This is a genomic window from Paracoccus acridae (genome assembly GCF_014642735.1).
Taxonomy (GTDB): Bacteria; Pseudomonadota; Alphaproteobacteria; order Rhodobacterales; family Rhodobacteraceae; genus Paracoccus; species Paracoccus acridae.
The window spans coordinates 1-26102 of sequence record NZ_BMIV01000021.1 but is presented as its reverse complement, the minus strand read 5'-3'; the positions used below and the strand labels follow the sequence as shown (position 1 = coordinate 26102).

The 26102-nt window shown below is 64.6% G+C and carries 20 protein-coding genes; 7 read left to right on the top strand and 13 right to left on the bottom strand.

Annotation, left to right across the window (positions count from 1 at the left end; all coding sequences use genetic code 11):
* Nucleotides 1–150 precede the first annotated feature (150 nt).
* Nucleotides 151–1617 (top strand): alanine/glycine:cation symporter family protein, encoded by a 1467-nt coding sequence (locus tag IEX25_RS17415; protein ID WP_188716778.1) that lies wholly within the window; start codon nucleotides 151–153, stop codon nucleotides 1615–1617.
* A gap of 60 nt (nucleotides 1618–1677) precedes the next feature.
* On the opposite strand, the gene IEX25_RS17410 is transcribed toward IEX25_RS17415, so the two are convergent.
* Entirely contained in the window at nucleotides 1678–3387 is a 1710-nt protein-coding gene (locus tag IEX25_RS17410) for a catalase (protein WP_188716776.1), read from the bottom strand.
* A 184-nt stretch (nucleotides 3388–3571) separates the two neighbouring features.
* Entirely contained in the window at nucleotides 3572–4468 is an 897-nt protein-coding gene (locus IEX25_RS17405) for a LysR family transcriptional regulator (protein WP_188716774.1), read from the bottom strand.
* Nucleotides 4469–4649: 181 nt separating this feature from the next.
* On the opposite strand from IEX25_RS17405, the gene IEX25_RS17400 reads away from it, so the two are divergent.
* The 4 genes from IEX25_RS17400 (at nucleotide 4650) to IEX25_RS17385 (ending at nucleotide 10930) form a co-directional block, all read left to right on the top strand.
* On the top strand, nucleotides 4650–5372 hold the full coding sequence (locus tag IEX25_RS17400; RefSeq protein WP_188716772.1) for an isochorismatase family protein: 723 nt from the start codon (nucleotides 4650–4652) through the stop codon (nucleotides 5370–5372).
* Nucleotides 5373–5464: 92 nt separating this feature from the next.
* A complete protein-coding gene (locus IEX25_RS17395; RefSeq protein ID WP_188716771.1) occupies nucleotides 5465–7540 on the top strand; it encodes a hydantoinase/oxoprolinase family protein in 2076 nt (691 codons plus the stop codon).
* Between the two features lies 1 nt (nucleotide 7541).
* Nucleotides 7542–9323 (top strand): hydantoinase B/oxoprolinase family protein, encoded by a 1782-nt coding sequence (locus IEX25_RS17390; protein ID WP_188716769.1) that lies wholly within the window; start codon nucleotides 7542–7544, stop codon nucleotides 9321–9323.
* A gap of 110 nt (nucleotides 9324–9433) precedes the next feature.
* Nucleotides 9434–10930 carry an NCS1 family transporter gene (locus IEX25_RS17385; RefSeq protein WP_188716767.1) on the top strand — a complete coding sequence of 499 codons (1497 nt, stop codon included), beginning with the start codon at nucleotides 9434–9436 and terminating at the stop codon, nucleotides 10928–10930.
* A gap of 162 nt (nucleotides 10931–11092) precedes the next feature.
* On the opposite strand, the gene IEX25_RS17380 is transcribed toward IEX25_RS17385, so the two are convergent.
* From IEX25_RS17380 to IEX25_RS17370, 3 genes are all read right to left on the bottom strand, one after another.
* The gene (locus IEX25_RS17380) at nucleotides 11093–12070 is read right to left on the bottom strand and encodes an IS110 family RNA-guided transposase (RefSeq protein WP_229665388.1); all 978 of its coding nucleotides are present in this window, start codon (nucleotides 12068–12070) and stop codon (nucleotides 11093–11095) included.
* 1062 nt (nucleotides 12071–13132) lie between these two features.
* On the bottom strand, nucleotides 13133–14167 hold the full coding sequence (locus IEX25_RS17375; RefSeq protein WP_188716765.1) for a ScyD/ScyE family protein: 1035 nt from the start codon (nucleotides 14165–14167) through the stop codon (nucleotides 13133–13135).
* A gap of 365 nt (nucleotides 14168–14532) precedes the next feature.
* On the bottom strand, nucleotides 14533–16089 hold the full coding sequence (locus tag IEX25_RS17370; RefSeq protein WP_188716763.1) for a winged helix-turn-helix domain-containing protein: 1557 nt from the start codon (nucleotides 16087–16089) through the stop codon (nucleotides 14533–14535).
* A gap of 149 nt (nucleotides 16090–16238) precedes the next feature.
* Here IEX25_RS17370 and IEX25_RS17365 point away from each other — a divergent pair, with 149 nt between their 5' ends.
* Complete coding sequence (locus tag IEX25_RS17365; RefSeq protein WP_188716761.1) at nucleotides 16239–17075, top strand: class I SAM-dependent methyltransferase; 837 nt, start codon at nucleotides 16239–16241, stop codon at nucleotides 17073–17075.
* A gap of 88 nt (nucleotides 17076–17163) precedes the next feature.
* Here IEX25_RS17365 and IEX25_RS17360 read toward each other — a convergent pair whose 3' ends face one another.
* The 8 genes from IEX25_RS17360 to IEX25_RS17325 all read right to left on the bottom strand — a co-directional run bounded on the left by IEX25_RS17360 (nucleotide 17164) and on the right by IEX25_RS17325 (nucleotide 24919).
* Nucleotides 17164–17451, bottom strand: coding sequence for a hypothetical protein (locus IEX25_RS17360; RefSeq protein WP_188716759.1), 288 nt, complete (start codon nucleotides 17449–17451; stop codon nucleotides 17164–17166).
* A gap of 76 nt (nucleotides 17452–17527) precedes the next feature.
* Nucleotides 17528–19750 carry an NADP-dependent isocitrate dehydrogenase gene (locus IEX25_RS17355; RefSeq protein ID WP_188716757.1) on the bottom strand — a complete coding sequence of 741 codons (2223 nt, stop codon included), beginning with the start codon at nucleotides 19748–19750 and terminating at the stop codon, nucleotides 17528–17530.
* A 200-nt stretch (nucleotides 19751–19950) separates the two neighbouring features.
* A complete protein-coding gene (locus IEX25_RS17350) occupies nucleotides 19951–20775 on the bottom strand; it encodes a sulfite exporter TauE/SafE family protein (RefSeq protein ID WP_188716755.1) in 825 nt (274 codons plus the stop codon).
* Between the two features lie 51 nt (nucleotides 20776–20826).
* On the bottom strand, nucleotides 20827–21516 hold the full coding sequence (locus IEX25_RS17345; RefSeq protein ID WP_188716798.1) for a fumarylacetoacetate hydrolase family protein: 690 nt from the start codon (nucleotides 21514–21516) through the stop codon (nucleotides 20827–20829).
* A 17-nt stretch (nucleotides 21517–21533) separates the two neighbouring features.
* Nucleotides 21534–22286 carry an ABC transporter permease gene (locus IEX25_RS17340; RefSeq protein WP_103174831.1) on the bottom strand — a complete coding sequence of 251 codons (753 nt, stop codon included), beginning with the start codon at nucleotides 22284–22286 and terminating at the stop codon, nucleotides 21534–21536.
* A 6-nt stretch (nucleotides 22287–22292) separates the two neighbouring features.
* Entirely contained in the window at nucleotides 22293–23102 is an 810-nt protein-coding gene (locus tag IEX25_RS17335; protein WP_103174832.1) for an ABC transporter ATP-binding protein, read from the bottom strand.
* A 1-nt stretch (nucleotide 23103) separates the two neighbouring features.
* Nucleotides 23104–23928, bottom strand: coding sequence for an ABC transporter permease (locus IEX25_RS17330; protein WP_103174833.1), 825 nt, complete (start codon nucleotides 23926–23928; stop codon nucleotides 23104–23106).
* Nucleotide 23929: 1 nt separating this feature from the next.
* Entirely contained in the window at nucleotides 23930–24919 is a 990-nt protein-coding gene (locus IEX25_RS17325) for an ABC transporter substrate-binding protein (protein ID WP_229665386.1), read from the bottom strand.
* A gap of 217 nt (nucleotides 24920–25136) precedes the next feature.
* Here IEX25_RS17325 and IEX25_RS17320 point away from each other — a divergent pair, with 217 nt between their 5' ends.
* A complete protein-coding gene (locus IEX25_RS17320) occupies nucleotides 25137–25814 on the top strand; it encodes a FadR/GntR family transcriptional regulator (protein WP_103174835.1) in 678 nt (225 codons plus the stop codon).
* The last annotated feature ends 288 nt before the right edge of the window (nucleotides 25815–26102 follow it).

Below are 26102 nucleotides of genomic sequence, written 5' to 3'. Positions count from 1 at the left end.
CCCCGCGCGATGGCGGGATCCTGCCTATGGCCGCCGGGCGGCCTTGCCTTGCGCGGCTTGCCATGTTCGCCCCGGATGCCGGGGGACCGGACGGGTTGACAAATCCGGGCCGTGTCCATGTTTTGCACGCAAAACGGGAAATCTGATCACATGGACAAAATCGAGACCTTTCTGGGGACCCTGGGCGGCATCGTCTGGGGACCGTTCCTGCTGATCCCGCTGCTGCTGGGAACGGGCATCTATCTGACCTTCCGGCTGGGCGGGATCCAGTTCCTGCGGCTGGGTGCCGCGCTGCGGCTGGGCCTGATCAAGCGCAAGGACGACGATGCCGAAGGCGACATTTCGCAGTTCCAGGCGCTGACCACGGCCATGGCGGCCACGGTCGGCACCGGCAACATCGTGGGCGTGGCCACCGCCATCGGCATCGGGGGCCCTGGCGCGCTGTTCTGGATGTGGGTGACGGCGCTTCTGGGCATGGCGTCCAAGTATTCCGAGGCCTTCCTGGGCGTGCGTTTCCGCACCACCGACGCCGCGGGCGAGAAGTCGGGCGGGCCGCAATATTACCTGGAACGCGGCATTCCCGGCGGCCTGGGCCGCGTCCTGGCGCTGTCCTTCGCGATCTTCGCGGTCTTTGCCTGCTTCGGCATCGGCAACATGACGCAGGGCAATTCCATCGCCTCAAACCTGGAACGCAGCTTCGCGGTGCCGACCTGGGTCACGGGGGCGGTTCTGGCGGGCCTGACGCTGGTGGTGCTGGTGGGCGGCATCAAGTCCATCGGCCGCGTCACGGCGGGCTTCGTGCCGGCGATGATCCTGTTCTATGTGCTGGGGGCGCTGTATATCCTGGGCGCCAATATCGGCGACGTTCCGGCGGCATTCGCGCAGGTGTTTTCCCAAGCCTTTTCCGGTACTTCCGCCGTGGGCGGGTTTCTGGGATCGACCATCATGATCGCGGTGCAATACGGCGTGGCGCGGGGGATCTTCTCCAACGAATCCGGGATGGGGTCGGCGGCCATCGCCGCCGCCTCGGCCCAGACGACGCATCCGGTGCGCCAGGGGCTGGTGTCGATGACCCAGACCTTCATCGACACGATCATCGTCGTGTCCTGCACCGGCCTTGTCATCATCACCACCGGCGTCTGGAACCAGACCGACCCCGCCACCGGGCAGCAGATCTCGGCCTCGATCATGACGGGCGAGGCCTTCACCCATGGCCTGCCCGGCCAGTGGGGCCACTGGATCGTCACGATAGGCCTTGTGATGTTCGCCTATTCCACCATCCTGGGCTGGGCCTACTACGGGGAACGCAACGTGGAACGGCTGGTCGGGCGCCGGGGCGTGATGCCCTTCCGGGTGCTGTTTTCCGCCGTGGTCTTCTTCGGCTGCACGGTGCAGCTGGGCGTGGTGTGGAACTTCTCGGACGTGATGAACGGGTTGATGGCGATCCCGAACCTGATCGGGCTGCTGATCCTGTCGGGCCTGATCGCGCGCGAGACGCGCCATTACCTGCGCCACGACCCCAAGCTGGAAGCGTCCCGCGCCGAGATCGAGGCCTTCATGCAGGGCCAGCCGGGATGGGAGGAGTGGAAGGCGTCCGAGCGTTCCGTCCACCGCTGAGGATGATGCGACACAAGAAAGGGGCCGGAGAACCGGCCCCTTTTTCCTTGCCTGTCCCCGTCAGGAACCGGCCGCCTGCGACCTGTGGGGCGCCTTCTCGGGTGTCCCCGGAAGCCCGCCCAGGACCTCCTCGGCGGTGGTCTGGCGGTTCTTGACGGAACTGGTCCACTGGCCCCAGACGGTCGGGTCGATCTTGTCGCCATTCGCGCCCAGGTTTTCCAGGCGGCGCTGATCCTCGTCGGTCAGGACCTGGCCGGGCAGGGGGGCCAGGTGCTTCAGGTCGGCGGCGGTGATGCCCAGCATCTCGCCCACGCGGGTGCCATAGTCGTCATGGACCATCAGGAAATGCCAGACCATGCGTTCCTGCACGTCGCGTTCGCACTGGCCCAGCAGCGTGCCCATGTTCAGCACCAAGTCGTCGCGTTCCCAATCCATCATCGTGCAGTAACGCCCGCGCGCCTGGACATAGTCGTTGCGCCGTTCCAGCACGCTGCGCGTCAGGCGGCCCCGGATCTCGGGCGGGTTGTTGGGGGCCTCGCGCTGCGCTTCCTGCAGCCCGTCATGGATCGAGGGCTCATAGTTCACATGCGGGTTCTGCCCCGGCGCGATGTCGCGGCCAAAGGACATCTGCCCGCCGTCATAGTTGGTGGCGACCTTGGCGTTCTTGGCGCGGTTCACCGGCAGTTGCAGATAGTTGGTGCCGACCCGGTACCGCTGCGTGTCGGAATAGGAAAAGGTCCGCCCGACCAGCATCTTGTCGTCGGAAAAGTCCAACCCGTCCACCAGCACGCCCGTGCCCATGGCGATCTGCTCGTTCTCGTCGAAGAAGTTCTCGACGTTGCGGTTCAGGGTCATCACGCCGACATGGCGCAGCGGAAAGTCCTTTTCCGGCCAGATCTTGGTGTCGTCCAGCGGATCCCAGTCCAGTTCGGGATGCTCGTGATCCTCCATGATCTGCACATACATGTCCCATTGCGGATAGTCGCCGCGCTCGATCGCGGTGAACAGGTCCTTCGAGGCGGAGCCGAAATCCTTGCCCTGCACCTTCTCGGCCTCGGCCGCGGTCAGCGATGCGATGCCCTGGCGCGGGTGGAAGTGGTATTTCACCAGCACCGTGTCGCCCGCCGCGTTCACCATCTTGTAGGTGTTCACGCCGAAGCCTTCCATGTGGCGATAGCTGGCCGGGACGCCGCGCGGGCTGAACAGGTGCGTCAGCATGTGCATCGACTCGGGCGTCTGGCTCATGAAGTCGAAGATGCGGTTGGGTTCCTGGCGGAAGGTCACCGGGTCGGGCTTCAGCGAATGGATCACGTCGGGAAACTTGATCGCGTCGCGGATGAAGAAGATCGCCAGGTTGTTGCCGACCAGATCCCAGTTGCCGTCCTCGGTATAGAACTTGACGGCAAAGCCGCGCGGGTCGCGCGCCACCTCGGAACTGTCGCGGCCGCCAATCACGGTGGAAAAGCGGATCGCCAGCGGCGTCTTCTTGCCCTTGTCCTGGAACAGCTTGGCGCGGGTGTATTTGGACGCGGGCTCGTCGCCGATCATGCCGGTCGCCTCGAATTCGCCATAGCAGACGAAGCCGCGCGCATGGACCACCCGTTCGGGGATCCGTTCGCGGTCGAAATGGGTGATCTTTTCCAGGAAGTGATAGTTTTCCAGCGTCGCCGGGCCGCGCGGGCCGACCGTGCGCTGCGACTGGTTGTTGGTGATCTGGTGGCCCTGACGGTTCGTCAGGGTCTTTTTGCCGTCCGGGGCTTGGTCTTCCATGGCTGTTCTCCGTACTGCGAAGGGAAAGGGCAGGGCAGATGACGTGGGCGCAAGCGGTTCGCCCGTGCCGCTGCCCGGCCCGGCCTGTCTTGCCGCACCAACGCAGACCGGCCATGTCCCGATCCCTTGAATCTGGCGGCCAGGTCACGAAAGCGCCGTTCCCCGACCTTTCGGATCACGCCCGTCAGCGCATTCCGGTCAGCTTCGCCACATCCACGAATTCGCGGACCTGGCGCGATCGGTTTGACCGCTTCCAGGCCAGCACGGTGCTGATGCGGAAGCGCGGATGGATGATCGGCCGCAACTCGACGCTGCGGCCCAGAAAACCGATCAGGCTTTCGGGATAGATGGTCACCCCCAGACCCGCCGCGACCAGGCCCAGCAGGGCCAGCGTGTTGGACGCCTCGATGGCGATGTTCAGGGATATCCCCTCGGCGCTGAACAGGTTGGACAGGCGCCAGCGGTATTCCTCCCATTCGTGGGTGTCGCCCAGGATGATGTCCTGGGCCGCCAGGTCGGCGGGCGTGACCACCGGCAGGCGCAGCAGCGCGTGGTTGCGCGGCGTCACCACATACAGCGGGTCGGTGGACAGGGTCAGACTGTGGTAATCGGTATGGTCGAACGGCCCGATCATGTAGCCCAGGTCGATCTCGTCATTGGCCAGGGCGATCTTCTGGCCCTGGGTGCGGATATAGCGGATCTTCAGGTCCACATGCGGATGGGCCTGACGGAACCGCGCCACCGCCGCCGGCATCAGTTCCGTCGCCGCGAATGCCATATAGCCCACGTTCAGCGTCCCCAGCTTGCCTTCCGCGATCCGCCGGGCCAGCTGGATCGAATCCTCGTATCCCCGCAGCAGATGGGCGTTGTCGTCATAGAAGCTGCGTCCGGCCTGGGTCAGCCGCACCTCGCGCGTGGTGCGTTCCAGAAGGCGGAAACCCAGCGTCGCCTCCAGCTTCTGGATGCGGCGGCTGAGCGCGGACTGGTCCAGGTGCAGGCGCTCGGCCGCCCGCCGAAAGCTGAGTTCCTGGGCAAGGGTGACGAAGGAATGAACATTCTCGATGCCGGAATGATCACTCATGGAATGTCACCCCCCGATTGATGCGTATGGCGCATGAATAATTGCTGACACGCCATTTCCCTTGGGTCAAGGAACCACGGAATATGATCCCCAGAGCAGCGGATCATCGGCCCGCACGGGGATTGAAGACGGCTCGGGACACAAGGGCGCAGCCCTGCCAACCAAGACAAGGATCACGAGAATGAGCGAAGTGGACACCAAGGAACTGGACCGCCTGCTGCAGGAAGCCTTTGACACCGCCAGCAAGCTTTACAAGGAACGCGGCTTCCAGCGTCGCGTGGGCTTCGGCAAGCGCCCGGCCCTGGTCAGCGTGGACCTGGCCAATGCCTGGACCCGTCCGGGCAACCCCTTCACCTGCGACCAGGAGAAGATGGACAACGAGATCATTCCGGGGATGCAGAAGCTGCTCAAGGCGTTCCGCGCCCAGAACCTGCCGGTCGTCCACGTCACCACCGCCTATGAAATCACCGACCGCAATGCCGATTTCACCGACATGGGCCTGTGGCACAACAAGATCCCCGTCAATGTGGTTGACCTGAAGAACAAGGACCTGTGGGCCATCGACAGCCGCATCGCCCCGGTCGAAGGCGAATACACGCTGCTGAAGAAGCGCGCCTCGTCCTTCCACGGCACGGAACTGGCGGGCATCCTGCGCGCCAACAACGTGGACACGATCCTGGTCACGGGCGTCACCGCCTGCGCCTGCGTGCGCCAGACGATCTGCGACGGCATCGCCGACGGCTTCCGCACCATCGCGGTCAAGGAGGCGATCGGCGACCGGGTGCCCGGCGCGGTGGCCTGGAACCTGTTCGACATCGACGCCAAGTTCGGCGACGTCCACACCGTCGATGAATGCGTGGCTTACATCGACAGCCTCGCCGCCCAGAAGATCGCGGCGGAATAAGAAACTCCCCCCTGCGCCGGCCCTTGTGGCCGGCGCCTTTTTACAGCGCCCCCGAAGACGGGCGCGAGCCAACCAACACAGAGAGGTGTCACATGGCCAGGATTGGCGTCGATGTGGGTGGGACAAATACCGATCTTGTCCTTGAATGCGCAAAGGGTGTCTTTTACCACAAGGTTCCGACCACGCTGAAGAACCAGTCGATCGGCGTCGTCCAGGGGGTGCAGGGGATCTGCACCATGGCGGGCATCGACCCGGCCGAGGTCGAGACTATCGTCCACGGCACTACCACCGCCACCAACATTACCATCGAACACAATGGCGCGGAATGCGGGATGATCACCACGCATGGCTTCCGCGACATCCTGCATATCGGGCGGCACAAGCGCCCCTATAACTTCAGCCTGCATTTCGACGTGCCCTGGCAAAGCCAGCCGCTGGTCAAGCGCCGCAACCGCATCGCCGTGCGCGAACGCATCCTGCCGCCGACCGGAGAGATCGCCGAACCCCTGGACGAACAGGCCGTGCGCGACGCCTGCGCCTTGTTCCGCAAGCGCGGCATCAGTTCCGTCGTGATCGGCTTCATGTTCAGCTTCCTCAACGACGCCCACGAGGCCCGCGCGAAGGAGATCGTGCTGGAGGAAATCCCCGGCGCCTATGTCACCATGTCGTCGGAATTGGCCCGCGTGATGCGGGAATACGAACGCTTCTCGACCGCGGCGATGAACTGCTATGTCGGGCCCAAGACCGCCTATTACCTGCGCGACCTGGATGCCCGCCTGCGCGAGGCGGGCGTCACCTCGAAGCTGCGGATCATGCAGTCGAACGGCGGCGTGTCCACGGTTGACAGCTGCGCCCGCCGCCCGATCCGCATCCTGATGTCCGGCCCCGCGGGCGGCGTCATCGGCGGCGCGTCGGAAGGCGAGATGGCCGGCACGCCCAACATCATCACCGTCGATATCGGCGGCACCTCGGCCGATATTTCCACCATTCCCGGCGGCCAGTTGAAGATCATGAATCAGCGCGACACCTATGTGTCGGGCTATCCGGTGCTGACGCCGATGATCGACCTTGTGACCATCGGCGCGGGCGGCGGATCGGTGGCCTTCATCGACGAGGCGGGGGCCTTCAACGTGGGTCCGCGTTCCGCCGGGTCCGAACCCGGTCCCGCCTGCTATGGCCGGGGCGGGGAGGAGCCGACCGTCACCGATGCGCAGATCGTGCTGGGCCGTCTGGACCCCGACATGGCGCTTGGCGGCGACCTGCGGCTGGACGCGGACCTTGCCCGCAAGGCGGTCGAGGAGAAGATCGCCAAGCCCCTGGGCATGTCCGTGAAGGACGCGGCGCTTGGCATCATCAAGATCATCAACAACAACATGGCGCTTGCGATCCGGTCGAACTCGGTCGCGCGCGGCATCGACCCGCGTGAATTTTCCATCATGCCCTTTGGCGGCGCGGGCCCGCTGCATGGCGTGGCCCTGGCCGAGGCGGTCAGCGCGCGCGACGTGATCGTGCCGGTGGCGCCGGGCATCACGGCGGCCGTGGGCCTGCTCAAGACCGACCTGCAATACGAACATACCGAGGCCGGGATCCTGATCCTGAACACCGCCACGGATGCCGACATCGCCCGCATCAACGGCCATATCGAACGGCTGTGCCAATGCGTCCATGACGAACTGGATGCCGACGGCATCGCCCGCGCGGGCCAGTCGCTGAAGATCATCGCAGAATGCCGTTACCAGGGGCAGGGCTTCGAACTGCGCGCGGATTTCCCCGACGGGCCGCTGACCCAGGACAACAAGCAGGTCATCATCGACAGCTTCCACGACGCGCATGAAAAGGATTACGGCTATGCCCATCGCAAGGCCGAGGTCGAACTGATCACGCTGCGGGTCATCGGTTCCGCCAGCGTGCGCCGGATCGAGATCCCCAAGGTGCAGCCCACCGACGGATCGTCGATCGACCGGGCGCTGATGTTCGTGCGCCCGACCACCTTCGACTGCGGCCGCACGCTGGAAACGCCGCGCTATGACCGCACGAAACTGTTCGCGGGGGACCGCGTGCCGGGGCCCGCGATCCTGATCCAGCACAATTCCACCACCCTGGTTCCGCCCGGCTATGTCGCCGAGACGCTGGACTTCGGCAACACGCGCATCAGCAAGGGGGCCTGACATGAACCAGATGACCAAGATCACCGAGGTCGATCCGATCACGCTGCAAGTGATCCGTGGTGCCTTCGAAACCATCGCCGAGGAAATGGGCCATGTCCTTTACCGGATGTCCTTTTCCTCGATCATCCGGGAAAGCCAGGATCTGGGCGCGGGGCTGTTCGACACGAACTTCAACACGCTCTGCGAATCCGAATCGACGCCGATGCATATCGGGTCCATCCCCGGATACCTGCGCGGCATCGCCGAAACGCTTGAGGACGGCGAATGGTATGAAGGCGACGCGGTGGTCCACAACCACCCCTATCACGGATCGTCCCACACGCCGGACCTGGCCATCGTCGTGCCGGTCTTCTTCCACGGGCGCCTTGTGGGCTTTGCCGGGAACACCGCGCATCATGTCGATATCGGCGCCGCCACGCCCGGCCTGATCATCGACGTGCCCGACGTCTATGCCGAGGGGATGCTGTTCGCGGGCACCAAGCTTTACCGCAAGGGCGAACCCAACAACGCCATGTGGAACTATATCCGCCGCAATTCCCGCGCGGCGGGGCAGCTGGTGATGGATATCGAGGCGCAGATCGCATCGGCCCGCCTGGGCGCGCGGCGCTTCGTCGAACTGCTTGAAAAATACGGCGAGGATATCGTCTTCGGCGCGGCCAACCAGTTGATGGATTACGCCGAGCGCATGACCCGCCAGCGGATCAGCGAAATCCCCGACGGCGATTACACCGCCGAAGGCTGGCTGGACGACGACGGCCGCAACCGCGACCAGCGGCTGAAGGTCAAGGTCACCGTCCGCGTCCGCGGGGACGAGGTCGAGGTGGACCTGACCGGGTCCGCCGACCAGACCCCCACCGCCTATAACGTGCCCTTCGAAGGGTCCACCAAGGTCGCGGCCTATGCGGGGTTCCGCAAGCTGCTGCTGGACGCGGCCACGTCCGACACGCGGGTTCCGTCGAACGAGGGTTCCTTCCGCCCGATCAAGGTCACCGCCCCCCTGGGGTCGATCTTCAACCCCCGCGCGCCCGCATCGGCGGAAGCCCGGTTCACCCAGTGCAACCGCATGATCGACCTGATCATCCGGGCGCTCGCCCCGGTGATGCCGGAACAGGTGATCGCGGGGTCTTCCGCCTCGATCAGCTTCGCGGCCTATTCGGGGGTGCGTCCCTCGGGCGATTACTGGGTGTTCCTGGAGGTGAACGAGGGCGCCTATGGCGGGCGGCCGCGCAGCGACGGGCCGGACAGCATCGACAACCTGATGGCCAACACCCGCAACAACCCGCTGGAAGACCTGGCGATGCATATCCCCATGATCTGCGACCGCTATGAATTGCGCGACGACGCGCCTCCGGGGGCGGGGGAGTTCCGGGGCGGCATCGGCGTGGTCAAGGCCCAGCGGGTGCTGACGCCGGCCTTCATCACCCACGAATCCGAACGCCATACCGACGCGCCCTGGGGCATCTTCGGCGGCCAGGACGGGGCCTGCGGGCGCTGCACCATCAGCAATCCGAACAGGCCCGGCGAGGAAAAGGAGATGCACTCCAAATTCTCGGGCCTGGCGGTGGGGGCGGATGACGTGATGACCTATTACAGCCCGAACGGCGGCGGCTATGGAAACCCGCTGAACCGTGCCCCCCGCAAGGTGCTGGAGGATGTCCTGGACGGGTTCTGTTCCCCCAGGGATGCCCGAGAGGTCTATGGCGTCGCCATAGACCTTGAAACCGAGACGGTGGACATGGCGACCACCGAAAAGCTGCGCTTCGCGATGCAGCGCCACGACTGACCGCAAGGGGCCGCATCGCGCGGCCCCTTCGCATTTCGCAAGAAGAACGGCCGCGCGGGGTGATCCACCGCGCGACGGTCGCATCTGTCCATCACACAGGGATAAGCATCATGACAATGACACAAGACGGCCTGTCCGCCGGACGGGACCGCACCGCCCTGATCGAGGAAAGCATCCTGCCCACGCAGGCCAGCCAGCGACCCATCGGCACACTGGGCTATGCCTGGATCTGGGTGGGGATCGCGGTCATCATCGCCACCTATTCGCTGGGGGCCACCGGCATCCAGGGCGGCTTCGACCTAGCCACGGTCGCGCTGACGATCATGTTGGCGAACCTTGCCATCGGCGCGCTGATGCTGGCCACGGCCGACATCGGCACCGAACACGGGCTGTCCTTCGCGGTCTATCTGCGCGCGCCCTTCGGCATCCACGGCACGCATCTGCCCGCCGTGTCGCGCGGCATCGTGGCGGCGATGTGGTTCGGCATCCAGACCTATCTGGGCGCCCTGGCCTTGAACGGGATCGGCGAATACTTCCTGGGCTTTTCCAACTGGTTCCTGTGGTATGCGATCTTCGCCGCCGTGCAGGTCGCCAACACCATGCTGGGCATCAAGTCCGTGGAACGGCTGGCATCCCTTGCCGCGCCCGCGATCATCGCGATTTCCGTGTGGATGTATTTCACGCTGGAAGGCATCGCGGAAACCAAGGGCCTCAACATCTGGACCTTCCGGGGGGAAGGCCAGGCGTCGCTGATCGTGCTGTTCATCGCCAACATGAGCTTCTGGTCCACCATGGCGATCGACATTCCCAACCTAACGCGCTTCGTGAAGACCCGTACCGGCACGCGCAGCTTCGTGCAGCGCAACAAGGCGATCTTCGTTGCGCAACTGGTGGCGCTGCCCGTCACCCAGGCGATGATCGCGGGTATCGGCGCGGTGTCCTTCATCGCCACCGGCAACTGGAACCCGGTCGAGGTGATCCAGGGCGACGCCCAGGGCATCGCGCTGCTGGTGCTGCTGATCCTGGTGGTGCTGGCGCAATGGTCCACCAACAACTCGGCCAACCTGATCCCGGCGGCGCTGACCTTCATCAACCTGGCGCCGCGCGTCATCAACTATCGCATGGCGGTGGTCATCGCGGGCGTGGTGGGCACGCTGTGCTTTCCCTGGCAGATCCTGGACAACCTGTTCGTCTTCCTGGGCTATTACGGGGCGTTCCTGTCGGCCATCGGCGGCATCATGGTCGCGGATTACTATGTGATCCGCCGCCGCCGCGTGAACGTGCCCGCGCTGTTCGACCCTGATGGGCAGTATCGCTATGCGCGCGGCTTCAACCCCGCCGGGCTGATCGCCTGGCTTCTGGCGGGGGCGGTCGCGGCCTGGTGGTCGGCCTTCGCCTTCGTGATCGGCTTTCCGCTGGGCTTCCTGCTGTATCTGGTGCTGATGCGGGCCCTGGTCCTGCCCCGGCACTGGCAGGCCGAACTGTCGGGCGGCCCGGATGATTTCCTGGCAGCCTCGGTCGGCATGGACTGGGTGCATCTGGGCGGCGGGCGCTTTGCCCGGACACCCTGCGGCACCGGCGGCGCCGAAGGGCGCGAAGACCTGTAAGTGGCGGCAGGCCGGGACCTTGCGTCCTGGCCTTGCCCCTTCGACGATCCCCCGTCAGCCGCCACCCCCGTCCCGCGTGCCCGAAAGGGGCAGCGTGATGGTGCAGCGAACGCCCTGGGGCGTGAGTTCGTAGGTCGTCTCGGCCTTGAGTATCCGTCTTGGTCAAGCAGGATTGGGGGTCCAATTGCGATCGGCTTTGACGAGAGCGTTGGCAGTCTCGATGAGCTTGCGCATGAGCGTGACGATGGCAACCTTGGCGGGCTTTCCCGCCTCGCGCAGGGCGTGATACTTCGCCTTGAGATCGGGGTTGAAGCGCATGGCCACGACGGCGGGCATGTAGAGCGCGTCACGCAGGGGCTTTCGCCCGCCGCTGATGAATGACTTCCCCTTCCACTGACCGGACTCGCGGCTGTGCGGGACAAGGCCGGCGAGACTTCCGGCCTGCTTTCTGTCGAGGGTGCCGATTTCCGGCAGGAAGGTGAGGATCAGCGCGGTTGCGATGGGACCGAGGCCGGGGATCGAGCACAGGATCTCGCGCTTGCGCTCCAGGGCTTTGTCGCAGGCGATATGGCGTGCAATCTCGGCATCGAGCTCGGCGAGCTGGCGCTCGACGAGGGTCAGGCGCGCCTTGATCTGGCGTTTCAGGATCGGATTGAGCTGCACATGGCTGCGGTTGCGCAGGCGGGTTCGCTCCTTGACCAGTGCCGTCCGCGCCACCTGCAAGTCTTTGAGCACAAGCAGGCTCTCCGCGGCGGGCGCATCCGGTTCCAGCTTCAGGGCGGCCCCCATCCGGGCCAGGATGCGTGCATCGACGGCATCAGTCTTGGCCCGCATCCCGCATGCCTCGGCAAAGCGACGGGCCTGCAGCGGATTGACCTTGACCAGCGGCAGCTTGGCCGACAGCGCCGTCTCGAAGGCCCGATGATAAGGCCCTGTTGGTTCGAAGACGATGCGGGCGACCGGCGTCTGGACATAAAGCGTGCCGAGGCCGGGCAGGAAATCCGGCAGGGTGACCAGTTCGCTGACCTTCTGGAAGGGCGCGGCAGGGGGTGCGGTGTCAGGCACCGTCTGGGCAGCCGCCAGGAAGGGCAGGGCGCCAAGGAGGACAGAGGCGGCGAGAACGGGAAGGGAGCTGTGCATGTGAGGACCTTTCGATGGCAGGCCGGACCCGCCCGGCCATGGTCATTGGATGCAAGCTGGGGAAAAAGGTTCGCGGGGGGACGTTGGCGCGGCGTTGTTTTCGAAGCATCGCCGTGCAGCCGCATTGCCGGTCCAGGCTGGCGCGATATGGAACGCCCGCAGGGTTAAGCTGCAAGGCGATCCAGACAGCTTGGAGAAACCAGGCTCCGAGAGGTTGCAGCATCCTTCGTCGGGAACCCGATTGTGCCTCGGGGGATGCTTGCTGCAGGCCTTTGTCTCCAAGAGCCTCGTATTAGCTTATACAAAAAGACAGATGTTTGCAGGACAACCCTGAGGTAACACAATTATATTGTTAAAGTTGTAGGTTATCACCATGTGCCAAGCCCAAAGCTCGACTGCTTTTCGTCCTGCCGTGTCCGTGGATGACTGGAAGATCATCATGTCGGCAATCGAAGCCTACTCTCACAACGTCAAGTATCGCAGCCTTCTGGAACGACTGGAGCGTCAGGCGGTTCTCAACGGCATCGCAGCCCCGAAGCGCCTTTCTTCCTGAGGGAGATACCAGACGGCCGCCAGTTTTCCAGGCGGCGATCTGGTAGCTGAAGCCCGCCACCCGCTTGCCGCAACGCTGATGCGCCGGTCCATTGTCGCGGACACACCGAACAGGTCGAAAGCCAGGCGGGACCGGCACGCGGCCGGCCACCCTGCCGGGTGCCGGTCACGCCGGCCTTCCCTTGGGTGGAGGACGGCCGCCCCCGCGCCATGATCCCCCTTGCCTGTCTGACCTGCGGCCAACTGGTTAGAACAACCTGGACTGCCTCGTGTGTCCGGAGGGGCCAGATCGTCATGATGCCGACGCCCTTGATCTCTGAAGCGCAGGGGCTCCCTCCGAAATCCAGGGATCTGCATCACAGGTCTTCAGGGATGGTGGTCTTGGTGGCGGTCGAGATCACGCGGACGGATATCCCACGCGCATCGCGTGTCGCGGGAAAAGCGCAGGAAGCCGGCTAAGGGCAGGAATTTGGTTGTGCCTGGCCGGCTTCCGCGACGTGACGTCCCCCCTCAGCTACGCTTGCGGCCTCTCCATGACCCAATGGCTGCGGCAAAGGCCATGCCTCCTGCCAGAAGCGGCAAGGATGCGGGAAGCGGCACCGGGGCAAGCTGGATCACCCGCCCATCCGTCGGTGAAACGCCGCTTTCGGCAACGAAGATCTTCCCGTCGGCCCCAATCGCCAGGCCGGTCGGGCTGTTGAGTCCGCCGAAAACAAGACGCTTGAGGCCATCCTCGCCGATCTCGAACAGCGACCCGGTGGTATTTGGACCAAGCAGGCTGTCGCTGTCGAACTCGAGCGCATAAAGCTTGCCGTTGCCATATGCGACGTCGATGAGGTTCGTGAAGCCGGTCGCGAAGACGTCGATCATCCCCGCCCCGTCAACAGCAAAGACGTTCGCCCCGCCGAGGGGGAAGCGAAATCCTGTCAGCTGGCCGACAAGGATGTCCTCGTTCGGCCCCACGGTGGCGCCTGTTGGAACCGGCTGAAAGGAGCCTTGCGGCAGCACCGCCTTTATGGCGATGGCTCCATCCTGGCCGACCGTCACAACGTCGTTTCCTCCGGCGTCCGAGACCACGAGGCGATCAGCCAGGGCCACCAAGCTGAACGGATTGCTGTTCAGCTCGCCGTCGGGATCGTTCGCCAGTTCAAAGGCGGCAAGATCGGCAACTGCCGAAACGGTGCTGCCCGAGACCGAGACGACCCGACCCAGCAGTTCAGAGCCGGGGGCGCTTGCAAGGTTTGCGCGAAGGGCAGGATTCGCGCCAAAGCCCAGGACGACATGAAGAACGCCGTCCAAGAAGGCAAGGTCGTGCGCACCCGTGGCACCGAACCCGCCGGCGGGGGCAAGCGAGGGCAGACCATCGATGACGGCCTCCTGCACCCCGGACCGATACCGGGTTACCTTTCCCGAGAGACCAAAGGAAACGGTCTGGCCGTCGCCGGAGACGATCGACGGACCATCTCCGCCGGTGCCGGCCTCTGCGGCGTAAAGCCAGCCATCAGGACCGAAGGAAAGGCCCCGCGGGTTTGCCAGACCTTCCATGACGACCTTCTCAAGGCGAAGCGTTGCAGCTTACCCTGGGGGCGCCGAGGCAAGAAGGCCCGCGAATACAAGAGAAGACGCAAGGAGAATGCGACGGGGCATGAAGACGTGCCCCCTTATCAGAGCCGAACTCATGAAGCACCTCACATAAACGACGTCCAAAGCGGAACGCCTGGTCCAGAAGCTTCCGCCCGAGGAGAGAAGCTGTCAACAAAAGCCGTGCCTGACAGAAACGCCCAAAACGGACGGCCGGGCCATGCCAGGCGCCGCGGGGCAGCTTTCCAAAGCGGGCGATGGTGGTGCTTGGCGCAGCAGCGGCGTGGAGGCTGCGGCAGCAAAGCCGCCGTTTCAGCCCCGGCTCGGCCTTATCCTAGTATGCCTGCCTCTTGCAAAGCGCGCCCCAGCAGGGATCTCAGCGTTGCATCCGTAAATGGCAGCACCGTAAAGAACCGTCGCAGGCTCGCGTCGGGATAGCGGCTGCGCAAGACCGCCTTCCAGGTTCGTGCGCCGGCGTGGTCCCCTGCAAGATGGCAAACCGCCACGGCCGTCATCAGCATGGCGATATGCGCATGGGGCGCCCGGGCGCCTTTGTTCGCCCAGATGACGGCTTCGTCAGGCCGGCCTGCCACATGCAAGGCGATTGCCTTGCATGTCTGCATCGCACACAGCATCGGGTCAAGCGGGCTCAGCGCCATCGCGCGCTCCATGTCGGCCAGGCAGTCGCCGACCCGCCCGGCCAGCATGGCTGCAAATCCGCGCGAGTAATAGCCCTTGGCATAGCTTGGGCTCAGTTGCACCGACCGGTCAAGCCAGAGTTGCCCATCCTCGGGGCGGTTCAGAAGAAGGAACAGCCGCCCTTCGACAAGATTGGCAAAAGGGTCCAGCGGATCAAGCTCGAGGCTGCGTTCGGCATAGGCCTGGGTCTGCCTGATCGCCTGGTTCCGGTCGGGCGTCCACTGCATCGCCGCCATCTGATAGCTGGTAAACGACAGTGCCGCGAAGGCGCTTGCGAAATGCTGATCCAGCTGCGTTGCACGTTCAAGATAGCCCGTGGCGATGGCATTGTCGGCTTCCGTGAAGCGGAAGATGTGCTGCAGCCCCAGATGATAAGCGCCCCATGCGTCCAGTTGCTCGGTCGGGCAGGATCGGGCGCGCAACGCCTCGTTCAGGGGGATCTGGATCTCGAGGGCGGCCAGGACGGCCGCCGATATGGCCGCACGCGTCTGGTGGAGGTCGTCCAGGCGACCCTCGAGCTGCTCGGCCCAGACCACCGCGCCCGTTCGCAGGTCCGAAAGCTCGATCGACGTCAAGGTTCCGCCCCCCACGACCTCAACGGTTCCGCAAAGGGCATAGGTCGCCCCCAGCCGTGCCGCGGCCGAATGCGGAAGATGATCGGTATCCCTGAGGCGAAAGGTCGTTTCCTGCGCCAGCACGCGAAGCCAGCGCAGCCGGGAAATCCCGCTGATCAGGTCGGCCGGAAGCCCGTCGGCGACCATCTCGAGGATGTCCGAGGCGCCAAGGCGCCGGAATGGCAGGATCGCCAGACTGGGCCGGGACGCCCATGGGACCGGCTCGCGGTCGGGAACGGCGCTGTTCTCCTCTGGCTCCTGCGGATGGGCGGGCGGCTCGGCCACCAGTCGAAAGCCCCGGCCGTGGATCGTGCGGATGACGCGCTGCGTCTTGCCGTCATCGTCCAAGGCCTTGCGCAGCATCTTGAGAACCGTCGAGATCGCCGCGTCCGAGATGAACCGGCCGCCCCACACCGCTGCGATCGCCTCCTTCCGGGTAACCAGGCGGCCCTGTCGTTCCACGAGAAGCCGAAGAAGATCATAGGCCTTTGGTTCAAGGCCGACCGGCCCGCGCGGGCCGGACAGTTCCGCGCGATCCGTGTCGAGGCTGAACCTGCCCAGGCGGTAGATCATCGCCTGCTCCCCCGGAAGTCCCAGGATCTTACCACAAGATCCCCACGCCGTCCTCAAGCATGGTGATGACCGAACGAGTAGCCTTGTCGTCGTTCCGGGCCCCTGGGCCAGCAGTTCTTCGGACGATGTTTTTTGTGAAAGGAACCGACATGACGACGACCTTGAAGACGCCCGATCTGCCCTCTCCTGATTTCGCCGCGATCAAGAACCGCCAGCAGGCGGCCTGGGCCTCGGGCGATTACGCCCGGATCGGCGTCACGCTCCAGATCGTGGGCGAGGCCCTGGCCGAGGCGATGGACCTGCCCGCAGGCGCAAGTGCGCTCGACGTTGCTGCCGGGAACGGCAATGTGTCATTGGCCCTTGCACGCCGGGGCGCGGCGGTGGTGTCCACCGACTATGTGCCCGCCCTCCTTGAACGCGGGCAGCGGCGCGCCGAGGCAGAGGGCCTGCCGCTTGTCTTCCAGGTGGCGGATGCCGAGGCGCTGCCCTTTGCGGCTGGCAGTTTCGATGCGGTCGCCTCGACCTTCGGGGTGATGTTCGCCCCCGACCAGGACCGCGCCGCGGCCGAGATGCTGCGCGTCTGTCGCCCCGGCGGCAGGCTCGGGCTGGCCAACTGGACCCCCGACAGCTTCATCGGCGAGGTGTTCCGAACGCTGGGGCGCCATCTCCCTCCGCCTGCCGGGCTGAAGCCGCCGTCCCGCTGGGGTGACCGCGCCTGGATCGAGGAGCCGTTCGGCCCGGCAGCCACCTCCATTGCCTTCACGCTGAAGTCCTTCGTTTTCCGCTATGCTTCCCCGCAGGACTTTCTGGATGAGTTCCGCCGCTTCTATGGTCCCATCCACAAGGCTTTCCTGGCGCTTGACGCGCAAGGGCAGCAGGCCTTCGAGCATGATCTGCTTTCCCTCATGGCCCGCTTCAACGATGCCAGGGACGGCACTCTCCGCCTGCCGTCCGAATATGCAGAGATCGTGATCACCAAGGCCTGAACGGTCATCGCGGGTGTGGGCCCCAGGCGTCGCAGGGCCGCCGCATTCCCCGCTGCCCGGCGCGCCGGGACACTGGTGGCTGCGGCGGTCAGGGACGCGCTTCGAGGATCAGGTTGAAGGGCGTCTGCGTCGCCTTGCGGACACGGGAAAAGCCAGCATCGCGGCAAACCCGTGCCAGCCGCGCCTCGCCCGCCTGTGCGCCCAGGACATGCGTTCCCTTTTCCCAGAGGTTCTCCTCGACCCGGTCCGATGCCGCAGGCTCGACCAGCATCAGGGTGCCGTCCGGGACCAGTGCTTCCCGCGCGCGGCGGGCGGCCTCGACCCGCCCTTGAACCTCGGCGTTCGGGTGCCTGACCGGCCGTTCGTGCCTTCGCATCCATCGCCCGCTTCAAGCGGACGATGGCTTTTCCTTATGTCGCATCGACCTGCGCGCCTGCGGGTTGCGTCCCGCTTCAGCCGATGATCCGGTTGAAGGTGGCCGAGGGGCGCATCACGGCCTCAACCTTGGCGGGGTCGGTGTGGTAATAGCCGCCCAGGTCGGCCGGCTTGCCCTGCCCCTCCGCCAATTCGGCCACGATCGTGGACTCGTTTTCGGCCAGGGCCTTCGCGATCGGGGCGAAGTGACGGGCCAGTTCGGCATCGCCCTTCTGCTCGGCCAGGGCCTGCGCCCAGTAGAGCGCGAAATAGAAGTGGCTGTCGCGGTTGTCGGTCTGGCCGACCTTGGGCAAGGGCGAACGGTTGTTGTCAAGCACCCCCTGGGTCGCCACGTCCACCGCCTCGCCCAGGACGCGGGCCTTCGCATTGCCTATGGCCTCGGCCAGGAACTTCAGGCTTTCCCCCAGGGCGCAGAACTCGCCCAGCGAATCCCAGCGAAGGTGGTTTTCCTCGATGATCTGCTGGACGTGCTTTGGCGCCGATCCCCCTGCCCCCGTCTCGAACAGGCCGCCGCCGTTCATCAGCTTCACGATGGACAGCATCTTGGCGCTCGTTCCCAATTCCAGGATCGGGAACAGGTCGGTCAGATAGTCGCGCAGCACGTTGCCGGTGATGGCGATGGAGTTCTCGCCCTTGCGGATGGTCTCCAGCGTCAGGCGCGTCGCCTCGCGCGGGGCAAGGATCCTAAACCTGTCCGACACGCCCTCGGCCTCCAGGATCGGCTTGACGTATCTGATCAGCTCTGCGTCATGGGCACGGGTCTCGTCCAGCCAGAAGATCGCCTGGCAGCCCTCGGCCTTCTGGCGCGAGATCGCCAGTTTCACCCAGTCCTCGATCGGTGCCTGCCGGGTCGAGGCCGCGCGCCAGATGTCGCCCGCCTCGACCTTGTGCTGGTGCAGCACGTCGCCATTGGCCAGCACGATCCGCACCGTCCCGTCATGCGGGATCTCGAAGGTGGTCGGGTGCGAGCCGTATTCCTCGGCCTTTTGCGCCATCAGGCCGACGTTCTGCACCGTGCCTGCCGTGGAGGGATCCAGCGCGCCGGTTTCCTTGAAATAACGCACCGACTCCTCATAGACCGCCGCATAGGAGCTGTCGGGGATCACGCAGTTGGTGTCCGCGGCCTTCCCGTCCGGGCCCCAGCCCTTGCCGCCCGCGCGCAGCAGCGCCGGGATCGAGGCGTCGATGATGACGTCCGAGGGGACATGCAGGTTGCTGATGCCCTTGTCCGAGTTCACCATGTACATCGGCGGGCGGTCGGCCATGACGGCGTCGATGTCGGCCAGGATGTCCTTGCCCTCGGGCATGGCGGCCACCCGTTCCAGCAGGGTGCCGAGGCCCGAGTTCGGGTCCACGCCCGCCGCCTCCAGCGCCGCGCCATGCTTGTCGAACACCGGCTTCAGGAACTGCTTCACCGCATGGCCGAAGATGATCGGGTCCGAGACCTTCATCATCGTGGCCTTCAGGTGGATCGAGAACAGGACGCCATCGCGCTTCGAGGCCTCGATCTGTTCGGCAAGGAACGCATCCAGCGCCTTGGCGGACATGAAGGTGGCATCCACCACGCTGCCCGCCGGATAGGTCACGCCGTCCTTCAGAACGGTGACCGAACCGTCACCCGCCACCAGTTCGATGCGCGCCTTTCCGGCCTGTTCGCCGGACAAGGTGGCCGAAATCTCGTTCGAGCGGAAATCGTTGCCGGCCATGGTTGACACGCAGGTCTTGCTGTCGGCCGACCATTTCCCCATCGAATGGGGGTTGGCCTTGGCATAGTTCTTGACCGCCACGGCGGCACGCCGGTCCGAGTTTCCTTCGCGCAGCACCGGGTTCACGGCCGATCCCTTGATGGCGTCGAAACGGGCACGGATCGCCTTTTCCTCCTCCGTCGCCGGCTCCTCGGGATAGTCGGGAATGTCATGGCCCTGCGACTGCAGTTCCTTCACCGCCGCCACAAGCTGCGGGACCGAGGCGCTGATGTTGGGCAGCTTGATCACGTTGGCCTCGGGCGTCTTCACGAGTTCGCCCAGTTCGGCCAGGTCGTCGGACTGGCGCTGTTCGGCGGTCAGTCGTTCGGGAAAGGCAGCTTTGATCCGCCCGGCCAGCGAGATGTCGCGGGTTCCCACCGTCACTCCGGCAGCCGAGGCGAAAGCGCGGATGATCGGCAGAAGCGAGGCCGAGGCAATCTGCGGGGCTTCGTCGACCTTGGTGTAGATGATGTCGGGGTTGGGCAGATCAGCCATGTCTTGAACCTGTCTTGCTTACGTTGATACCAGCGTGTCCCGGCCTTAGCAGAGGATAAGGGCGGCGTCAGTTCCTGAGTGTCGCCGCATGGAAGTTATGAGCGAGCGTTGTCACCCGGACGCAGGACCGTGGATCGGCCCCCAGCGCGGGCCGTGTGGAAAAGAGGATGCCGAGGGAAGCCATGCTGCCGTCCTTGACCTTACGGCAAGACGTCTGCAAGCATCTTGATGGATGTGATCGCCAGAAAGATCCCGAACGCCTTGCGCAGGTGCGACGGCGCGATCGAATGAGCCGCACGGGCACCCATGGGCGCGAACCACATGCTGGTCACGACGATCGCCAACAAAGCCGCGAGGTTCACATAACCCAGCGACAGCGGCGGCAGGCCCTCGCGACCGAAGCCGTTGAAGATGTAGCCCAGCGTTCCCGGCAGCGCGATGATCAGCCCCACGACCGAGGCAGTCCCCACGGCACGGCGCACGGGATAGCTGAAGACGCTGAGGACCGGGACGGTCAGCGTGCCACCTCCGATGCCCATCAGCGTCGACAGGGTGCCGATCCCGCCAGCCATGCCGGCCTGCGCCGGCTTGGCCGGCAGGGCCGCGAAGGGATGCCAGCCTTCGCGTGTGAACAGCATGTAGGCGGCGACGATTGCGGCAACCATGCCGAATACGGCGGTCAGCAAGGTGCCAGGCGCGAAGCGCGCGATCAGGACTCCGACAAGAACGCCTAGACCCACGAAAGGAGCCCAGAAGCGCAGCAGCGTTGCATCCACGGCGCCCTTGGCGCGATGCGTGCGGATCGACTGGAGAGAGGTCGGGATGATCGTCGCCAGCGAGGTGCCGACGGCGATATGCGCGCGCAACGCCATGTCCACATCAAAGGCCGCAAGCACATGATACAGCACCGGCACGATGATGATGCCGCCCCCGACGCCGAGAAGCCCGGCAAGGAAGCCAGAGATGCAGCCGCTGACGGCAAGCACGAAGGTGAAGGTGGTCACGAGGGTCAAGGACAGGGGCATTGCGCTCTCCGGCGGGAGGAAGCGGCCCCCGCAGGGGCCGCGACGGGGATGTCAGACCACCTTGACGGTGATGCTGTCCACGCCCTCGACATGGCCGGTCATCACGTCGCCCCGGACCACGGCACCCACGCCCGCCGGGGTGCCTGCGAAGATCACGTCGCCGGGGCGCAGTTCGAACAGGCGCGACAGGTAGGAGATCATTTCCGGCACCTTCCAGATCATCTGGTTCAGGTCGCCTTCCTGGCGCGGCTCTCCGTTCACCTCGACCCGGATCGCGCCCTGCGTGGGATGGCCGATCTCGGACACGGGATGGATGGCCGAACAGGGCGCCGAGGCCTCGAAGGACTTGCCGGTCTCCCAGGGGCGGCCCATCTTCTTGGCCTGTCCCTGCAGGTCGCGCCGGGTCATATCCAGGCCCACGCCATAGCCGAAGACGCAGTCCAGGGCCTTGTCCAGCGGGATGTCGGTGCCGCCCGACTTCAGCGCCACGACCAGTTCGATCTCGTGATGCACGTCGCTGGTCTCGGTCGGATAGGGAAAGTCCTTGCCGGGCGGGACGATCGAGTCGGGGTTCTTCTGGAAGAAGAAGGGCGGCTCTTTATCCGGGTCATGGCCCATCTCGATGGCATGGTCCGCGAAGTTCCGTCCCACGCAATAGATGCGGCGCACGGGGAACAGCTTGTCGCTGCCGGCCACGGGGATCGTGGGGATGGGCTCGGGCACGAAGACATAGTCCGCCATCTTGGTCATCTCGTTCATCATCTCGCTCCTGCGTAGTATTCGATGCGTTTTTCTGCGTTTTCCACGATCGCCGACAGCACCATTGCCGCGGCGAAGAGAACCATCGTAAGGGCCCAGAACCGTTCCATGTCGAAGCTGCGGGAATACAGTTCGAACAGTTCGCCATATCCGATCACGGCGACAAGGATCTGGCCGATGACGACCCCCTTGACCCCCCGGATCACCCCGATGCGGATCCCGGCAAGGATCTCGGGCAGCGCCGAGACCAGGATGATCTTGCGCATGATCGTGGCCTGCGACGCGCCATAGGATCGCGCCATGTCCACCAGCGATGCCGGCACCTGCATGACGCCCGCGCGGGCATCCAGGACGATGATCCAGACGGCGAACAGGAAGACCGTCACCACGATGGTCGCCTCGCCCATCCCGAACAGGATCATCAGCACCGGCACCAGAGCCGACAGCGGCGCGCTGACGAAGATGTTCACCCACAGGCCGAAGATGTTGTCGATGATCTTCACCCGGCCCATCATCACGCCCAGCGGCACGCCGATGCCGATCGCCAAGGCCATGCCAATCACGAAGGACCGGATCGTGACAAGCGTGGCGTTCTGCCAGGAATTGGTCTGCACCAGGTCGAAGCCTGCGGCGATGATCGCGCTCATCGGCGGGATCAGGAAGATCACGTCAAGCTGGCCGACGATTTCCCAGATCAGGGCCCAGACGATCAGCGAGGCCATCATGGGAATGCGGTAACCGAACAGGGTCATGGCCGGTCACTCCGCATAATGGCGCAGGCCCTGCCAGATCTCCTCGACCACGTCGAGATAGCCTGGGTCGCGCCGGATGTCGTCGGGATTGGCGGTGCGGTCGATCCTGGGGTCGATGATGTTCGACACCCGGCCCGGCCGCGGGGACAGCAGCACGATCCGGTCCGAGACATAGACCGCTTCCTCGATCGAATGGGTGACGAAGATGAAGGTCTTGCGCTCCATCTCGACCAGGCGCAGCAGATCCTCCTGGAACTTGCGGCGGTTCTGCTCGTCCACGGCCGAGAAGGGCTCGTCCAGCAGCAGCACGTCGGCGTTCACCGCAAAGGCGCGGGCGATGCCGACCCGCTGGCGCATGCCCCCCGACAGCTCGTGGGGATACTTGTCCTCGAAGCCCTGAAGCCCGACCTCCTCGATATAGCGCCGGGCGATGCGGTTGCGCTCGGCCGCGGCCATGCCTTTCAGTTCCAGCCCGAAGCCCACGTTGCGCAGGACCGTGGCCCAGGGCATCAGCGCGAAGTCCTGGAAGACGAAGGCGCGTTCCGGCCCCGGCCCGGTGACCGCGCGGCCGTTCACGACGATCTGCCCCGAGGTCGCCGGCACCAGGCCCGCGATGATCTTCAGAAGCGTGGTCTTGCCGCAGCCCGAGGGGCCCAGCAGCGTCGTCAGCTTGCCCCGTTCGAATTGCAGGTCGATGCTGCGCAACGCCTCCACGCTGCCATAGTGCTTGGAGATCGCCTCGACCCGGACGACGGGATCATGGGTGACGACGCTGGCGGGATCGAAATCTTCCTTCGCAAGTGCGTTGACGGTCATTTCAGCTCCTCCTCTTTTCGGGGCGCATGACATTGGTCTCGAACCACTGCAGCAGGGCCAGCGTCACGGTGGACGCCGCGATGATGGCGGCGACGGCCGCATACATATGCGCATAGTTCGCGACGGAACGGTGGTATGTGATCAGGTCGCCGATCCCCGTGGGGGTGATCAGCAGTTCGGCCAGCATGACGCCGATGAAGCCCGCAGCCACGCCCAGGCGCAGGCCCGCGAAAAGAACAGGCGAGGCGTCGGGAATGATGATCTTGAAGATCTGCTGGCGCCGCGTGCCCTGGAACGACCGGCACATGTCCACCAGCGAGGGGTTCACATGCCGCACCGCCTTGTAGGAGTTCAGAACGATCACGGGCAGTGCCAGCATGATGACGGCCAGCGTCTTGGCCACAAGACCGATGCCATAGACAAAGGTCACCAGCGGCACCAACGCGGCCATGGGCGCGGCCTGCAAGACGATGAAGACAGGGGCAAGCAGCCATTCCACCCGGTCCGACAGGCCCATGACGATGCCCAGCGTGATCCCCAGCAGCGCCGAGACGGCAACACCCAGAACCAGCGGCTGCAGCGTCAGGAAGAACGCCCGGATCATCGTCCCGTCCCCGACCATCTCGAAGAAGGCCGCAAGCGTGTCGAGGAAGGTGGGAAAGGCAAAGCTGATCGGGATGCGGCCGGCGATCTCCCATGTCGTGAAAAGGACCGCAAGCGACAGAACCACCCAGAAGGACCGGCGCCGTTCGGCGAACAGGCGCAGTGCCTCTCTTGTGGTGGCCGCCGGGGCCACCACCTTCACATCCTGTGACATGACGCTCATTTCACTGAGTTCCGATCTTGCCGAGCACGCCGTTCAGGGCGGTCAGATCCCAGAAATCCTCGACCTTCAGCTCCTCGGGATTGCCTTCGAGCGCGCCCGACGCGGTGTAGAAGGCAAAGTCGCTGCGCGCGGCCTCTTCTCCGCCGCCGTTCATGGGCAGGGCATCCTTCATGCCCGAATAGTAGGGCTCGATCTCGGCCAGCATCTCGGGCGTGGCGTCGGGCAACAGGTTGTACTGTTCGCGCAGCTTGGCCACGACCGTGGGATCGGCGGCGATCTCGCGCCAGGTCGTCACGACGGCCTCGACGAGTTTGGCGACGTCCTCGGGGTTTTGGGCAAGGTAATCCGTGTTGGCGAACATCGCCTCGTCGGTCGCCTCGACACCGTCCAGCGGCAGGAAGGCAAACTTGTCGGGCGCCTCGGCTTCAAGAACCCGCTTGCCCGAGGAGTCGACGATGGTGGCCTTGACGTTGCCTTGCAGCAGCGCGCCGGTCCGCACCTCGGCCCCCGGGACATAGGCGACGCTGGAATACTTGATGCCATGCTTATCCGCCATCATCTGCATGATCGCCTCGGTTCCCGAGCCGCGCGAATGGACGGCGATCTCCTGCCCGTCCAGGTCGGCCCATTCATCATAGAATTCGGTATTGACCACCGGATACATCTGCAATTCGCTCAGTTGCAGGAAGATCCGGATCGGCGCCTTGACTTTCTGCAGCAGCGCGTAAGGCCCGCCGATGCCGATGTCCGCCTGGCCGCTGACGACCGCCTGCGCGGCTATGTCCTCGCTTTTCAGAAAGGTCGTCTCGATCTCGACGCCCTGTTCCTTCGCGCGCTCCATCGCGATGAGCAGCCCAAGGGTTTCGACGGTGGCGATGTCGCCGAAGGCGACGCGCATCGGATCGGCGGACGCCGCTGCTGGAATGGCCAGAGCCAGGGCCAGAGCGGAAACAACGGCTCGCGACTGCGTCATGTCAGCAAGAATTCCCATCTTCTTTCCTCCCCAAGATCGGGCTCCTCCAAGCCCATTGCAAACCAATGCTGCATTGAGATGGATATTGGGTCAATGGTTTTCTGAGATCATTCCAGCGGCTTTGCGTATATTTGCGTGTATTCAATGTATTAAGCCGTAAATGCGGGGAAGCTGCGTGGGTTGACATCGCCAGCGTCACGTTAGATTATGAACCAATACAAGGATTGGTTTGAACATGCAGCAGATCTCGGTCTCGCCTCTCGACAAACTGCGAGCTTATCTTGAAGCCGCCGACCTTGGCGACGACGGCCGCCTTCCCCCTGAACGGGAATTGGCGGAAACCCTGGATATGGGCCGCACGGTGCTGCGCAAGGCGCTTGCGACCCTGCAAGGGGAAGGGGTCGTTTGGCGCCATGTCGGCAAGGGCACGTTCATGGGCGAACGGCCAATTGACAGCGTAAGCGACATCAACGCGCTTGTCTTGCGCACCAATCCGACCGAAGTCATGGCGGCGCGCCTTGCCTTTGAACCGGAAATCGCGCGTCTCGCCGCCGTGAATGCCACCGGCGCGCAGATCAACGAACTGCGGGCCTGCGCCCAGAAATGCCGTCAGGCACCGACATGGCGCCAGTACGAGCATCATGACAATCGCCTCCACCGTGCCGTGGGCGAAGCGGCGCAGAATTCCCTGCTGCTCGGCTTGCTCGACACGATGACGACCGTGCGCCGCGCTGTGACCTGGGGCCGTCGCCGCGACAACCCGGGCAAGCCTCCACGCGACCACCACAGCTTCGAGCAGCATGACCGCATCGTGGAAGCCATTGCAACGCGCGACGGTCAGGCAGCGGCAGATGCGATGAGAACGCATCTCCGGTCCGTGGAGCAGAACCTGCGGGACAGCCTTGGGTATTGAGTGATGCTCTGACCCCGAACCCTTGGCCGTTTGTAGCTGGAGTTTTGTCAAACGAATTGAAGACTTGACCCCCGCATTGCCTCAAGAAAAATGTTACTGATAGGGGCTTATCCTTCGAGTGTTTTACTCTCCGGTAAACCCGGGGCGTGTGTGGATGCCCCCTGTTTGGCAAGCGATATCTCCGGTCTTTCGGCGGGGTCTTCGATCGGACGTGTGTCAGGCCTCTGAATGTGGCCTTCCATGACGCCACGGGCCGGTATGCTGTTCGGAAGGCTGGGTTCACATCGG

Bases quoted from the DNA above. Each gene is read 5' to 3' on its own strand.
- IEX25_RS17415 (WP_188716778.1), top strand. From the start codon at position 151: ATGGACAAAATCGAGACCTTTCTGGGGACCCTGGGCGGCATCGTCTGG.
- IEX25_RS17410 (WP_188716776.1), bottom strand. From the start codon at position 3,387: ATGGAAGACCAAGCCCCGGACGGCAAAAAGACCCTGACGAACCGTCAG.
- IEX25_RS17405 (WP_188716774.1), bottom strand. From the start codon at position 4,468: ATGAGTGATCATTCCGGCATCGAGAATGTTCATTCCTTCGTCACCCTT.
- IEX25_RS17400 (WP_188716772.1), top strand. From the start codon at position 4,650: ATGAGCGAAGTGGACACCAAGGAACTGGACCGCCTGCTGCAGGAAGCC.
- IEX25_RS17395 (WP_188716771.1), top strand. From the start codon at position 5,465: ATGGCCAGGATTGGCGTCGATGTGGGTGGGACAAATACCGATCTTGTC.
- IEX25_RS17390 (WP_188716769.1), top strand. From the start codon at position 7,542: ATGAACCAGATGACCAAGATCACCGAGGTCGATCCGATCACGCTGCAA.
- IEX25_RS17385 (WP_188716767.1), top strand. From the start codon at position 9,434: ATGACAATGACACAAGACGGCCTGTCCGCCGGACGGGACCGCACCGCC.
- IEX25_RS17380 (WP_229665388.1), bottom strand. From the start codon at position 12,070: ATGCACAGCTCCCTTCCCGTTCTCGCCGCCTCTGTCCTCCTTGGCGCC.
- IEX25_RS17375 (WP_188716765.1), bottom strand. From the start codon at position 14,167: ATGGAAGGTCTGGCAAACCCGCGGGGCCTTTCCTTCGGTCCTGATGGC.
- IEX25_RS17370 (WP_188716763.1), bottom strand. From the start codon at position 16,089: ATGATCTACCGCCTGGGCAGGTTCAGCCTCGACACGGATCGCGCGGAA.
- IEX25_RS17365 (WP_188716761.1), top strand. From the start codon at position 16,239: ATGACGACGACCTTGAAGACGCCCGATCTGCCCTCTCCTGATTTCGCC.
- IEX25_RS17360 (WP_188716759.1), bottom strand. From the start codon at position 17,451: ATGCGAAGGCACGAACGGCCGGTCAGGCACCCGAACGCCGAGGTTCAA.
- IEX25_RS17355 (WP_188716757.1), bottom strand. From the start codon at position 19,750: ATGGCTGATCTGCCCAACCCCGACATCATCTACACCAAGGTCGACGAA.
- IEX25_RS17350 (WP_188716755.1), bottom strand. From the start codon at position 20,775: ATGCCCCTGTCCTTGACCCTCGTGACCACCTTCACCTTCGTGCTTGCC.
- IEX25_RS17345 (WP_188716798.1), bottom strand. From the start codon at position 21,516: ATGGCGGACTATGTCTTCGTGCCCGAGCCCATCCCCACGATCCCCGTG.
- IEX25_RS17340 (WP_103174831.1), bottom strand. From the start codon at position 22,286: ATGACCCTGTTCGGTTACCGCATTCCCATGATGGCCTCGCTGATCGTC.
- IEX25_RS17335 (WP_103174832.1), bottom strand. From the start codon at position 23,102: ATGACCGTCAACGCACTTGCGAAGGAAGATTTCGATCCCGCCAGCGTC.
- IEX25_RS17330 (WP_103174833.1), bottom strand. From the start codon at position 23,928: ATGAGCGTCATGTCACAGGATGTGAAGGTGGTGGCCCCGGCGGCCACC.
- IEX25_RS17325 (WP_229665386.1), bottom strand. From the start codon at position 24,919: ATGGGAATTCTTGCTGACATGACGCAGTCGCGAGCCGTTGTTTCCGCT.
- IEX25_RS17320 (WP_103174835.1), top strand. From the start codon at position 25,137: ATGCAGCAGATCTCGGTCTCGCCTCTCGACAAACTGCGAGCTTATCTT.